The sequence below is a fragment of the Pseudomonas sp. FW305-E2 genome (assembly GCF_058782925.1).
In genome coordinates this window covers 38,287-50,377 of record NZ_JBYSYE010000023.1, presented here as the reverse complement: position 1 = coordinate 50,377, position 12,091 = coordinate 38,287, and the positions used below count along the sequence as shown (strand labels likewise).

At 63.2% G+C, this 12,091-nt stretch carries 12 protein-coding genes; 8 read left to right on the top strand and 4 right to left on the bottom strand.

Features of this window, described 5'->3' with window-relative positions; all coding sequences use genetic code 11:
- The first annotated feature begins 351 nt into the window (after positions 1–351).
- Complete coding sequence (locus AC3WLP_RS17475; RefSeq protein ID WP_003255620.1) at positions 352–870, top strand: glycine cleavage system transcriptional repressor; 519 nt, start codon at positions 352–354, stop codon at positions 868–870.
- Between the two features lie 328 nt (positions 871–1,198).
- Here AC3WLP_RS17475 and rarD read toward each other — a convergent pair whose 3' ends face one another.
- The 4 genes from rarD to AC3WLP_RS17455 all read right to left on the bottom strand — a co-directional run bounded on the left by rarD (position 1,199) and on the right by AC3WLP_RS17455 (position 4,829).
- Positions 1,199–2,086, bottom strand: a complete 888-nt coding sequence (rarD, locus tag AC3WLP_RS17470) for an EamA family transporter RarD (protein WP_003255619.1) — start codon at positions 2,084–2,086, stop codon at positions 1,199–1,201.
- Positions 2,087–2,150: 64 nt separating this feature from the next.
- On the bottom strand, positions 2,151–3,125 hold the full coding sequence (locus tag AC3WLP_RS17465; RefSeq protein ID WP_088513529.1) for a serine/threonine protein kinase: 975 nt from the start codon (positions 3,123–3,125) through the stop codon (positions 2,151–2,153).
- Between the two features lie 158 nt (positions 3,126–3,283).
- A complete protein-coding gene (locus AC3WLP_RS17460) occupies positions 3,284–4,048 on the bottom strand; it encodes a TOBE domain-containing protein (protein ID WP_011953279.1) in 765 nt (254 codons plus the stop codon).
- A 49-nt stretch (positions 4,049–4,097) separates the two neighbouring features.
- Complete coding sequence (locus tag AC3WLP_RS17455; protein WP_011953280.1) at positions 4,098–4,829, bottom strand: ComF family protein; 732 nt, start codon at positions 4,827–4,829, stop codon at positions 4,098–4,100.
- Positions 4,830–4,918: 89 nt separating this feature from the next.
- Here AC3WLP_RS17455 and bioB point away from each other — a divergent pair, with 89 nt between their 5' ends.
- From bioB to AC3WLP_RS17420, 7 genes are all read left to right on the top strand, one after another.
- The gene (bioB, locus tag AC3WLP_RS17450; protein ID WP_011953281.1) at positions 4,919–5,977 is read left to right on the top strand and encodes a biotin synthase BioB; all 1,059 of its coding nucleotides are present in this window, start codon (positions 4,919–4,921) and stop codon (positions 5,975–5,977) included.
- A 1-nt stretch (position 5,978) separates the two neighbouring features.
- On the top strand, positions 5,979–7,151 hold the full coding sequence (bioF, locus tag AC3WLP_RS17445) for an 8-amino-7-oxononanoate synthase (protein ID WP_088513528.1): 1,173 nt from the start codon (positions 5,979–5,981) through the stop codon (positions 7,149–7,151).
- Positions 7,144–7,875, top strand: a complete 732-nt coding sequence (locus AC3WLP_RS17440; protein WP_003255608.1) for an alpha/beta fold hydrolase — start codon at positions 7,144–7,146, stop codon at positions 7,873–7,875. Before bioF ends, AC3WLP_RS17440 begins: the two co-directional genes overlap by 8 nt.
- Entirely contained in the window at positions 7,868–8,686 is an 819-nt protein-coding gene (gene bioC, locus AC3WLP_RS17435) for a malonyl-ACP O-methyltransferase BioC (protein WP_088513527.1), read from the top strand. Before AC3WLP_RS17440 ends, bioC begins: the two co-directional genes overlap by 8 nt.
- A gap of 10 nt (positions 8,687–8,696) precedes the next feature.
- On the top strand, positions 8,697–9,377 hold the full coding sequence (bioD, locus tag AC3WLP_RS17430; RefSeq protein WP_003255605.1) for a dethiobiotin synthase: 681 nt from the start codon (positions 8,697–8,699) through the stop codon (positions 9,375–9,377).
- Positions 9,378–9,588: 211 nt separating this feature from the next.
- Positions 9,589–9,885, top strand: coding sequence for a hypothetical protein (locus AC3WLP_RS17425; protein ID WP_003255603.1), 297 nt, complete (start codon positions 9,589–9,591; stop codon positions 9,883–9,885).
- 288 nt (positions 9,886–10,173) lie between these two features.
- On the top strand, positions 10,174–11,979 hold the full coding sequence (locus AC3WLP_RS17420) for a phenylacyl-CoA dehydrogenase (RefSeq protein WP_010951720.1): 1,806 nt from the start codon (positions 10,174–10,176) through the stop codon (positions 11,977–11,979).
- Positions 11,980–12,091: the final 112 nt, after the last annotated feature.

Here is a 12,091-nt window from a genome sequence, read left to right as displayed (position 1 = left end):
GGCGGCTGGGTGCGGCCTGCCAGACAGGCTGGCGGGCAGTGTGCGTATTTTCACAGGCGCCTTGGCAGACATCCAAACGACGTTTTGTAGTCCGCGCCACGGGATACTACATGAAGCAGTAGGCGGGGCAAAATCAGACTAAAAGCGCCGTTATGCGACCCGTTGGTCGCGTATGGTCACGCTGGGAAAGGGTATGTTCGCAAAAAACAGGTGGATTGTTCCAGATAAATCTTGAAACAGTACACGATTGGCTGTGCAGATTGCCCTGCGGCAGGTTGCCGCGCCTTGCCTATACTGACTCGATCCCCCGATTTTCTGCCGCCCGGCGCGGTCCGACACGAGGAAGGGCTTGTGGATCATCTTGTACTGACTGTAATTGCCCCTGACAAGGCCGGCCAGGTCGAACGTATTGCCCAGTGCATCGCCGACCACAGTGGTAACTGGCTGGAAAGCCGCATGTCGCGTATGGCCGGGCAGTTTGCTGGCATTCTGCGGGTGGCGGTGCCGGCAGAGAATTACGCCGAGCTTGTGGCCTCGCTGCAGGGGCTGGCCAGGTATGACATTCGCGTGCTGATTGCCGAGAGTGGGATCGAGCCGTCGTGCACCTGGAAGCCAATTGCCATGGAGCTGGTGGGTAACGACCGGCCGGGGATCGTGCGGGACATTACCCGCTTGCTGGCCGAGTTGCAGGTAAACGTCGAGCGGTTTTCCACAGACGTGCAGCCGGCGCCGATGAGCAGTGAGCCGTTGTTCCACGCCGACGCATTGCTGGCGTTGCCGTTGACCTTGCCGCTGGAAGAACTGCAGCAGCGGCTGGAGAGCCTGGCGGATGACTTGATGGTGGAGTTGAAGCTGCGGGCAGAGGATTGATCAGCGATTGCCGGGGCCGCTTTGCGGCCCTATCGCGACACAAGCCCGCTCCCACACGGTCCTGCGTACACCGGACAAATGTGGGGCGGCCTTGTGTTGCGAAGCGGCCATCTGCGGTTATCCCGATATCACGGGGAAGGCCCTGTGGATAACCTGGGGGTGTACCTCTCCAGCCCAGGTATCACGTGCCTTGTACTGTTTTGCTCAAAAAATGCTCAATTATCAGCAGCTTGTGCACAAAGCGCGGGGGCGAGGGTGTGGATAACCTATGGAGATGTCTCTGCAGGCCAGGCGCTACATGGCCTGCAGATCTTTGATCGTTTTCTGATCAGCTACGTTTGCGCAAGTTCAGCCATGCATCGACGCTGTAAATCGCCAAACCTGCCCAGATGAACATGAAGGCCGCCAGGGTGCTCGACGACAAATGCTCATCGAACAGCACTACAGCCTGCAACAGCACCAAGGTCGGTGCCAGGTACTGCAGGAAGCCCAGCGTGGTGTACGGCAGGTGCCGTGCGGCGGCGTTGAAGCATACCAGCGGCACCAGCGTCACCGGCCCGGCCGCCATCAGCCACAGCGCCTCGCTGCTGGTATAGAACGCGCCCTGGGCACTCATCGCGGCCGGGTGCAGCAGCAGCCAGCCAAGGGCCAGCGGCACCAGCATCCAGGTTTCCACCACCAGGCCGGGCAGTGCCGCCACCGGCGCCTGCTTACGGATCAGCCCATAGAAGCCGAAGCTCAACGCCAGCACCAGTGACACCCACGGCAGGCTGCCCACTTGCCACACCTGCTGCGCCACACCCACGGCAGCCATGCCCACCGCCAGCCATTGCAGGCGGCGCAGGCGCTCGCCAAGAATCAGCATGCCCAGCAGTACGTTGATCAGTGGGTTGATGTAATAGCCCAGGCTGGCCTCGAGCATACGGCCGTTGTTCACCGACCACACGTAGGTCAGCCAGTTACCGGCGATCAGTGCCCCGCTCAGTGCCAGGATGCCCAGCCGGCGCGGGTTGTTGCGCAGTTCCCGCCACCAGCCGGGGTGTTTCCACACCAGTAGCAGCAGCGAGCCGAACAGTGCTGACCAGAGCACCCGGTGGACAATGATTTCCACCGCCGGGACGCTCTGGATTGCCTTGAAGTAGAGGGGGAAAAGGCCCCAGATGATGTAGGCGCTCAAGCCCAGTATGTATCCGCGACGCGGGTTTGCGGCGTGCATGCAGAATCCTTGCTTAGGTTGCTAAATAAAGCGACGCCTATTGTAGACAGAGGCGGGCGTGCTTCTAGAACAATTTCAGCGGTGCTTCATCCAGCGCCGCCATCTGTTCGCGCAAGGCGAGAATCTGGTCGCCCCAGTAGCGTGGCTGGCCAAACCAAGGGAAGCTGGGCGGGAACGCGGGGTCGTCCCAGCGCCTTGCCAGCCAGGCGCTATAGTGCAGCTGGCGCAGGGCGCGCAGGGGCTCGATCAGGGCCAGTTCGCGCGGGTCGAAGTCGTGGAACTCGTTGTAGCCGTCGATCAGCTCGGCCAGTTGCCCCAGGCGCTCCTCGCGGTTGCCGGCCAGCATCATCCACAGGTCTTGCACCGCTGGGCCCATGCGGCAATCGTCGAGGTCGACCACGTGGTACACCTCGTCACGGTGCATCAGGTTGCCCGGGTGCAGGTCGCCGTGCAGGCGGATGAGCTGGTGTGGTGTGCGAGCGTAGATGTCCTCCACCCGCTTGAGCAGATCGCGGGCCACGGACTCGAACGCCGGCAGCAGTTCACGCGGGACAAAATTACCCTCCAGCAAGGTGTTCAGCGAGGCGTGGCCAAAGTTGTCCACAGCCAGTGCCTCGCGGTGCTTGAACAGTTTGCTGGCGCCCACGGCATGCAGGCGGCCAAGTAACTGACCCAGGCGATACAACTGGTCGAGGTTGCCAGGCTCGGGGGCGTGGCCGCCGCGACGGGGGAACAGCGTGAAGCGGAAGCCCTTGTGTTCGAACAAGGTGCGGTCATCGTGCTGCAGGGGCGCAACCACCGGGACTTCGCAGTCGGCGAGTTCGGCCGTGAAGGCGTGTTCTTCGAGGATGGCTGCATCGCTCCAGCGGCCTGGGCGGTAGAACTTGGCAATCAGCGGCTGCGCGTCTTCGATGCCCACCTGGTACACGCGGTTCTCGTAGCTGTTCAGCGCCAGCACCCGCGCATCGCTGAGAAAGCCCAGGCTTTCCACTGCGTCCAGGACCAGGTCGGGGGTGAGGGTGTCGAAGGGGTGGGACATGGTGGCTCCGGAGGGTAAGCGGCGTGGGGCCATGGTACCGCTTTATACCGGTGTCGGCCCCTTCGCGGGCGTGCCCGCACATTACGGCCCAGATGCATCGGGTGGTGCGGTCCCTGTGGGAGCGGGCAAGCCCGCGAACCGCGCACCGCGCGGCCAGACTATGCGGGAACCCCGATCAACACATAAGACGGGTGAAACTGTACCCGCACCACACTGCCATCCACGACATGCTGGGCAGCCAACCAGTGCGCATCAGCCATTGCACACAGGGTCTGCCCGTTGCCTAACGCCAGCCTGACTTCACTGGGCCCATCGACCTCTGCCAGCACTTCCTCCACCTTCGTGCAAAGGCAATTGCTCCCCGCTTCGGCCTCTTCCCCCTCCGCCAACAAGCGCACCCACCCGGCCTTGAGCAGCGCCACCACCGTTGTTCCCACTGTCAGCTCCAGGCGCGCAGTGCTGTCGTGGGTGATCAGCGCATCGATCTCCAGCCCGCCGCTCAATGCCAGGCTGACGCGGTCATACCGGCCTTCAGGGCGCAGGCCGCTGACCTGGCCCTGCAACTGGTTGCGCGCACTGGTGCGCAGCATCAGGCGCCCGAGCAGGTCGAGGTCGCTGGATTCTTCGGCGGCCTCGAGGATTTGTGCCTGCAGGGCCTGCAGCCGTTGGTACAGGCGCAACACCCGCTCGCCTTCCGGCGACAAGTGCGCACCGCCACCGCCGCGGCCACCGGTGCTGCGCTTGACCAAGGGCTGGCTGGCCAGGTTGTTGAGCTCGTCGATGGCATCCCAGGCCGCCTTGTAGCTGATACCTGCGGCCTTGGCGGCGCGGGTGATCGAGCCTTGTTCGGCAATATGCTGCAGCAGCGCGATGCGCTGTGGGCGGCGGGCGATGTGCTGGGTGAGAAGGGCGGGTAGGGACATGGGTATTCCGTATACAAGGGTGCTTTACAAAGGGGCAGGTCGCGCCTGGTCATACATACCCCGGTTTGGGCGTACGTGCCAGGCAATACACATCCACCTGCCGCGCACCTGCCTTGCGCAGTGCCTGGGCGATAGCCTGCGCAGTGGCACCGGTGGTCAACACATCATCGACGATGGCGACATGCTTGCCTTGCAGTTTGCCCATGACCGCGAACGCCTGGCGCAAATTGCGCTGCCGTGCCTTGGCGCCCAGATGTTGCTGTGCCGGTGTCTCGCGGGTGCGGACCAGCAAACGCTCGTTGCAGGTTACGCCGATGTGCGACGACAACCACCGCCCAAGCATCCCCGCCTGATTGAACCCCCGCTCGCGCAGTCGACGCCTGGCCAAAGGCACAGGCAACAGCAGGTCAGGGCGAGGCAACCCTTCGGCATAGCGATACAGCAGCCCGTGCCCCAGCAGCTCAGCCATCAGGCGCCCCAAAGGCCATTGGCGATTGTGCTTGAAACGGCTGATCAACGTGTCCACCGGAAAGCCGAAATGCCACAGGGCAATGACCTGATCGAAGGCCGGCAAGCCGCGGCCACACGGGGCGCAGGTCAAGCCGGCCATGGGCAAGGGCAGGGCGCAATGCCGGCACTGATCACCCAGCCAGGGCAGCGCCTGTTCGCAGGTGATGCACAGCGGGTAATGCTGCTCGGCAGGCTCATCACATAACAAGCATTTCTGATTAATAAGTGACCACTTGTAAACCAGTCGCTTCCAGTGCAGTTGACAGTTCATAGGCCTTCCATGACTATGCGAGCTATCCGTGATGCGCTGGCGGGCTTTCCTGTCCCGGCGCCAGCTACAGCCTAAACAAGGAAACGCCGATGAGCGCCAGCACAACTGCAACAACACGTCACGACTGGTCCCTGGCCGAGGTCAAGGCGCTGTTCCAGCAACCGTTCAATGACTTGCTGTTCCAGGCGCAGACCGTGCACCGCGCGCATTTCAACCCCAACCGCGTGCAGGTTTCGACCTTGCTGTCGATCAAGACCGGCGCCTGCCCGGAAGATTGCAAATATTGTCCGCAGTCCGGCCACTACAACACCGGGCTGGAGAAACAGAAGCTGATGGAAGTGCAGAAGGTGCTAGAAGAAGCTGCCCGTGCCAAAGCCATCGGTTCTACCCGTTTCTGCATGGGGGCGGCGTGGAAGCACCCGTCGGCCAAAGACATGCCCTACGTGCTGGAGATGGTCAAAGGCGTCAAGGCCATGGGCCTGGAAACCTGCATGACCCTCGGCAAACTCGATCAGGAGCAGACCAAGGCCCTGGCCCACGCGGGTCTGGACTACTACAACCACAACCTCGACACCTCGCCGGAGTTCTACGGCAGCATCATCACCACACGTACCTACAGCGAGCGCCTGCAGACCCTGGCCTACGTGCGCGATGCCGGGATGAAAATCTGCTCTGGTGGCATTCTGGGCATGGGTGAATCGCTGGATGACCGCGCCGGCCTGCTGATCCAGCTGGCCAACCTGCCGGAACACCCGGAGTCGGTGCCGATCAACATGCTGGTCAAGGTGGCCGGCACGCCGCTGGCTGAGGAAGAGGACGTCGACCCGTTCGACTTTATCCGTATGCTGGCCGTGGCCCGTATCCTCATGCCCAAGTCTCACGTGCGCCTGTCCGCCGGCCGCGAGCAGATGAACGAGCAGATGCAGGCCCTGGCCTTCATGGCGGGCGCCAACTCGATCTTCTACGGCGAAAAGCTGCTGACCACTGCCAACCCCCAGGCCGACAAGGACATGCAGCTGTTCGCACGCCTGGGCATCAAGCCCGAAGCGCGTGAAGAGCACGCCGATGAAGTGCACCAGGCAGCCATCGAGCAAGCGCTGGTCGAGCAGCGCAGCAGCGAGATGTTCTACGACGCCGCGACAGCCTGATATGGCTTTCGACCTGGCAGCGCGCCTGGCCGAACGGCGCGCCGCAGACCTGTATCGGCAGCGGCCATTGCTGGAAAGCCCGCAAGGGCCGGAAGTCGTGGTCGACGGCCAGCGGTTGCTGGCCTTCTGCAGCAATGACTACCTGGGCCTGGCCAACCACTCCGAGGTGATCGCCGCCTGGCAGGCTGGCGCCGAGCGCTGGGGTGTGGGGGGTGGTGCCTCGCACCTGGTGGTTGGCCACAGCACTCCGCACCATCAGGTTGAAGAGGCACTGGCTGAACTGACCGGCCGCCCGCGCGCACTGTTGTTCTCCACCGGTTATATGGCCAATCTGGGCGCCATCACGGCGCTGGTAGGGCAGGGCGACACGGTACTGCAAGACCGCCTCAACCATGCCTCGCTGCTGGATGGCGGGCTGCTCAGTGGTGCCCGCTTCAACCGTTACCTGCATAACGACCCGGCCAGCCTGGCCAGCCGCCTGGACAAGGCAGTCGGCAATACCCTGGTGGTGACCGATGGCGTATTCAGCATGGACGGTGACCTCGCCAACCTTCCGGCGCTGGCTGATGTCGCCCGTGCCCGCGGAGCCTGGTTGATGGTTGACGATGCCCATGGCCTGGGTACCTTGGGCGCACAGGGCGGCGGCATCGTCGAGCACTTTGGCCTGGGCGTGGATGACGTACCGGTGCTGATCGGCACGCTGGGCAAGGCTTGCGGCACTGCGGGCGCCTTTGTTGCTGGCAGCGAAGCGCTGATCGAGGCGCTGGTACAGTTCGCCCGCCCCTACATCTACACCACCAGCCAGCCACCGGCGCTGGCCTGCGCCACACTCAAGAGCCTGGAGCTGCTGCGCCGCGAAACCTGGCGTCGTGAGCACCTGGCAGCCTTGATTCGCCAGTTCCGAGAAGGCGCGCAGCAGATGGGGCTGCAGTTGATGGACAGCCCGACGCCGATCCAGCCCATCGTCATCGGCGACAGTGCGCAGGCGTTGCGCCTGTCACGCCTGCTGCGTGAGCGCGGCTTGCTGGTGACGGCCATCCGCCCACCCACCGTGCCGGCTGGCAGCGCACGCCTGCGGGTAACCCTGAGCGCCGCACACAGCGAGGCGCAGGTGCAGCTATTGTTGAATGCATTGGCCGAGTGTTATCCACAGTTGGAGAACGCCGATGCGTAATCGACTTGTTCTATTGCCCGGCTGGGGCTTGGGAACTGCTGCGCTGGAGCCGCTGGCCGCTAGCCTGCGTGCTCAGGACGCCCGCCTGCAGGTAGAGCTGATGCCCCTGCCAGAACTGGCCCACAGCGATGTGCAGGCCTGGATCGACCATCTGGACCGCAAGCTGCCCAGCAATGTCTGGCTGGGTGGCTGGTCACTGGGTGGCATGTTGGCCAGCGCGCTGGCGCACAAGCGTGGCGACCACTGCTGCGGGCTGCTGACCTTGGCCAGCAACCCCAGCTTCCTGGCCCGGCCAGATTGGCCCCATGGCATGGCCGAAGATACCTTCGGCACCTTCCTCGACGGCTGCCGCAACCATACCCAGGTCACCCTCAAGCGCTTCCGTACCTTGTGCAGTGACGGCGCCCTGCAGCCGCGCACCTTGTTGCGTCAGCTGGGTGTCGGCGTGCCGGATACCGACCCGTTGTACCTGGCCACTGGCCTTGAAGTGCTGGCCAAGCTGGACACCCGTGAAGCCTTGCAGGCCTATGGTGGCCCGCAACTGCACCTGTTCGCCGGCAGCGATGCGCTAGTGCCGGCAGAGGCGGCAAAGGCGTTGAGCGAGCTGTTGCCCGATGTAGAAGTGGGCCTGGTCGAAGACAGTTCCCACGCGTTCCTGCTGGAGTATCCGCAGGAGCTGGCGGCGGGCATCAAGAGTTTTCTGCATGAGAGTGGCGATGACTGACCTTTCCCGTCCGACCCTGCCCGGCGCATTGCCCGACAAGCGTCAGGTGGCGGCCTCGTTCTCCCGCGCCGCGGCCAGTTACGACAGCGTGGCGGCCCTTCAGCGCGCTGTAGGCCTGAGCCTGCTGGAGCAGTTGCCGGCAGGCCTGCAGCCGTCACACTGGCTGGACCTGGGCAGCGGCACCGGCCATTTCAGCCGCATGCTGGCCGAGCGTTTCGCCCAGGCCAGCGGCGTGGCGGTGGATATAGCCGAGGGCATGTTGCTGCATGCCCGTCACGTAAAGGGTGGGGCGCAGTATCATGTGGTTGGCGACGCCGAGCGTTTGCCGCTGCGCGATGGCAGCGTCGACCTGGTGTTTTCCAGCCTGGCGGTGCAGTGGTGCGATCAGTTCGCCTGTGTGCTGGCCGAAGCGCAGCGGGTGCTGCGCCCAGGTGGAGTACTGGCCTTCAGCAGCCTGTGCGTGGGCACCCTCGACGAACTGCGCGCCAGCTGGCAGGCGGTGGATGCCCTGGTGCATGTAAACCGCTTCCGCCGTTTCGAAGACTATCAGCGCCTGTGCGCAGCCAGCGGTTTTGAACAGCTTGAGCTGGAGCGGTGCCCGCATGTGCTGCACTACCCGGATGTGCGCAGCCTGACCCACGAACTGAAGGCGTTGGGGGCGCACAATCTGAACCCTGGGCGACCTTCCGGCCTCACCGGCCGGGCGCGAATGCAGGGCCTGTTGCAGGCCTATGAGGCATTTCGCCAACCCGCGGGGCTGCCAGCCACCTATCAAGTGGTCTATGGTGTGTTGCGCAAGCCACTGGCGTAAGGGGAGCACGATGAGCCAGGCCTTTTTCATTGCGGGTACCGATACCGATGTCGGCAAGACCACCATCGCCGCCGGCCTGTTGCATGCGGCGCGTTTGCAGGGCATGAGCACACTGGGTGCCAAGCCGGTGGCCTCGGGCTGCACCATGACGCCGAAAGGCCTGCGCAATAGCGATGCCCTGGCGCTGATCGACGAAAGCACGGTCAAGCTGCCCTATGAGCAGGTCAATCCGTTTGCCTTCGAGCCTGCTATTGCCCCGCATGTGGCGGCGCGCGAGGCAGGGGTGACGCTGGCTGTGCCAGAACTGCTCGCGGCGATGCGCAATGTGCTGCAACAAAATGCCGACTTCACCCTGATAGAGGGGGCCGGTGGCTGGCGCGTACCGCTGTCGGGCCTGGAGAACCTGTCCGACCTTGCCGTTGCCCTGCGGTTGCCGGTGATTCTGGTGGTAGGCGTGCGGTTGGGTTGCATCAGCCATGCCTTGCTCAGCGCCGAAGCGATCGAGCGTGATGGGCTGCAGTTGGCGGGTTGGGTGGCAAACATCATCGAGCCGCGCACTTCACGCCTGGAAGAGAACCTGGCCAGCCTTGCAGAGCGCTTGCCGGCGCCTTGCCTGGGGCGGGTGCCCAAGCTCAAGCAGGCCAGTGCCGACATGGTGGCTGAGCATCTGCAGCTGGATCTGCTGGATTAGTGTGATGCAGGCCCGGCCTCTTCGCGGGTAAACCCGCTCCTACGAGAGGACGCATACCGTTGTGGGCGCGGGTTTACCCGCGAGGCGGCCAGTGTAGGAATACCCAAGGCCTATCAACTGGCATTGAGCCATTAGGGATTTAAACGGGCCTTTTCGCCCCTAGCCTGTTTTAATTGGGCTGTTCGTCATCCAGCGTCAATGGAGTCCTGACATGGAAATCACCGGTAGCTCCGCCTACTACGCGGGCCTGAGCGCAATCCAGACCGGCCAGAACCGCGTCGATCAGGCTGCCAGCCAGATCGCCAACACCACTGCCGAACGTACCGCCACTAGCCAGTCCAGCGATTTTCAGGCCGAACGCCTGCGCGCGGTCGACCGCAGCCAGCAGATGGACCTGGCCACCAGTGTCGTGCAACAGGCGGTGGGCAAGACCGAAGTCGAGCTCGGCGCGAAGGTCGCCAAGGCATCCGACGAAATGCTTGGCCGGATCATCGACACCTACGCCTGAACACTTGCGTCATCCCCTATTTCAGCGCCTGCCCTTGTAGGAGCGGGCTTGCCCCCGAATGCGTCCGATCAGACAACAATTTTGTCTGGTCGGGCCTCTTCGCGGGCAAGCCCGCTCCTACAGGGGTTTTTGGCATGGCATGACTGATTTGCCATTTTTCGTGGCGTAAATGGCACCATAGTCCATCCTTGACAGAAAGCTGAGCTAAACGTAAGTTTCAAACAACTGTTTGATCGGCTTCCGCCAAGCGCGGGTCACCCCACAGAACTCACCTAGAGGTTCATCGCAATGCCTGACTACAAAGCCCCCTTGCGTGATATCCGCTTCGTTCGCGACGAGCTGCTTGGCTATGAGGCGCACTATCAGAGCCTGCCGGGCTGCCAGGACGCCACGCCCGATATGGTCGACGCGATCCTTGAAGAAGGCGCGAAGTTCTGTGAGCAGGTGTTGTCGCCGCTGAACCGCGTGGGTGACCAGGAAGGCTGCACCTGGAGCGAATCGGGGGTGAAAACCCCAACCGGCTTCAAGGAAGCCTACCAGCAGTTCGTCGAAGGCGGCTGGCCGAGCCTGGCACATGACGTCGAACATGGCGGCCAAGGCCTGCCAGAGTCGCTGGGCCTGGCCCTGAGCGAAATGGTCGGTGGCTCGAACTGGTCGTGGGGTATGTACCCAGGCCTGTCGCATGGCGCGATGAACACTATTTCTGCGCATGGCACTGCCGAGCAGCAGCACACCTACCTGACCAAGCTGGTGTCCGGCGAGTGGACCGGCACCATGTGCCTGACCGAACCGCACTGCGGCACCGACCTGGGCATGCTGCGCACCAAGGCCGAGCCACAGGCCGACGGCAGCTACAAAGTGTCGGGCACCAAGATCTTCATCTCGGCCGGTGAGCACGACATGGCCGACAACATTGTCCATATCGTCCTGGCCCGCCTGCCGGACGCACCGGCCGGCACCAAGGGTATTTCACTGTTCATCGTGCCGAAGTTCCTGCCCAACGCCGAAGGCGGTGTGGGCGAGCGCAACGGCGTGAGCTGCGGCTCGATCGAACACAAGATGGGCATCCACGGTAACGCCACCTGCGTCATGAACTTCGATGCGGCCACCGGCTACCTGATCGGCCCAGCCAACAAAGGCCTGAACTGCATGTTCACCTTCATGAACACTGCTCGCCTGGGGACCGCGCTGCAAGGCCTGGCCCACGCCGAGGTGGCGTTCCAGGGGGGCCTGAAGTACGCCCGTGAGCGCCTGCAGATGCGTTCCCTGACCGGCCCGAAAGCACCGGACAAGGCCGCTGACCCGATCATCGTCCACCCGGACGTACGGCGCATGCTGCTGACCATGAAGGCCTTCGCCGAAGGCAACCGCGCGATGGTGTACTTCACTGCCAAGCAGGTGGACATCGTCAAGTACAGCCAGGACGAAGAAGAGCGCAAGAAGGCTGACGCCCTGCTGGCGTTCCTGACCCCGATTGCCAAGGCATTCATGACCGAAGTCGGTTTCGAAGCCGCCAACCACGGCGTACAGATCTACGGTGGCCATGGCTTCATCGCCGAATGGGGCATGGAGCAGAACGTGCGCGACAGCCGTATCTCCATGCTGTACGAAGGCACTACCGGTATTCAGGCCCTCGACCTGCTCGGTCGCAAAGTGCTGATGACTCAGGGCGAAGCACTGAAGGGCTTCACCAAGATCGTGCACAAGTTCTGCCAGGCGCAGGAAGGTAACGAAGCGGTCAAGGAGTTCGTCGAACCGCTGGCGGCCATCAACAAGGAGTGGGGCGAGCTGACCATGAAAGTGGGCATGGCTGCCATGAAGGACCGTGAAGAAGTGGGTGCGGCTTCGGTCGATTACCTGATGTACTCCGGCTATGCCTGCCTGGCTTACTTCTGGGCCGACATCGCCCGTCTGGCCGCCGAGAAACTGGCAGCCGGTACCAGCGAGGAGGCGTTCTACACCGCCAAGCTGCAGACTGCCCGCTTCTACTTCCAGCGCATCCTGCCACGTACCCGTACCCATGTGGCGACCATGCTGTCGGGCGCCAACAACCTGATGGCGATGGACGAAGAGCACTTCGGCCTGTCGTACTGATACTGGCGCTGTACCCAAAACCCGCCTGCCCTGACCGGGAGGCGGGTTTTTTACGTCTTCAGGTTCAGCGTGGTCCCTCGTAGGAGCGGGTTCACCCGCGAAGAGGCCGGCC

Coding starts and splice junctions, on each gene's coding strand:
- bioF (WP_088513528.1), top strand. CDS start 5,979: ATGGCTTTCGACCTGGCAGCGCGCCTGGCCGAACGGCGCGCCGCAGAC.
- AC3WLP_RS17420 (WP_010951720.1), top strand. CDS start 10,174: ATGCCTGACTACAAAGCCCCCTTGCGTGATATCCGCTTCGTTCGCGAC.
- AC3WLP_RS17440 (WP_003255608.1), top strand. CDS start 7,144: ATGCGTAATCGACTTGTTCTATTGCCCGGCTGGGGCTTGGGAACTGCT.
- bioB (WP_011953281.1), top strand. CDS start 4,919: ATGAGCGCCAGCACAACTGCAACAACACGTCACGACTGGTCCCTGGCC.
- AC3WLP_RS17460 (WP_011953279.1), bottom strand. CDS start 4,048: ATGTCCCTACCCGCCCTTCTCACCCAGCACATCGCCCGCCGCCCACAG.
- AC3WLP_RS17455 (WP_011953280.1), bottom strand. CDS start 4,829: ATGAACTGTCAACTGCACTGGAAGCGACTGGTTTACAAGTGGTCACTT.
- AC3WLP_RS17425 (WP_003255603.1), top strand. CDS start 9,589: ATGGAAATCACCGGTAGCTCCGCCTACTACGCGGGCCTGAGCGCAATC.
- AC3WLP_RS17465 (WP_088513529.1), bottom strand. CDS start 3,125: ATGTCCCACCCCTTCGACACCCTCACCCCCGACCTGGTCCTGGACGCA.
- rarD (WP_003255619.1), bottom strand. CDS start 2,086: ATGCACGCCGCAAACCCGCGTCGCGGATACATACTGGGCTTGAGCGCC.
- bioD (WP_003255605.1), top strand. CDS start 8,697: ATGAGCCAGGCCTTTTTCATTGCGGGTACCGATACCGATGTCGGCAAG.
- bioC (WP_088513527.1), top strand. CDS start 7,868: ATGACTGACCTTTCCCGTCCGACCCTGCCCGGCGCATTGCCCGACAAG.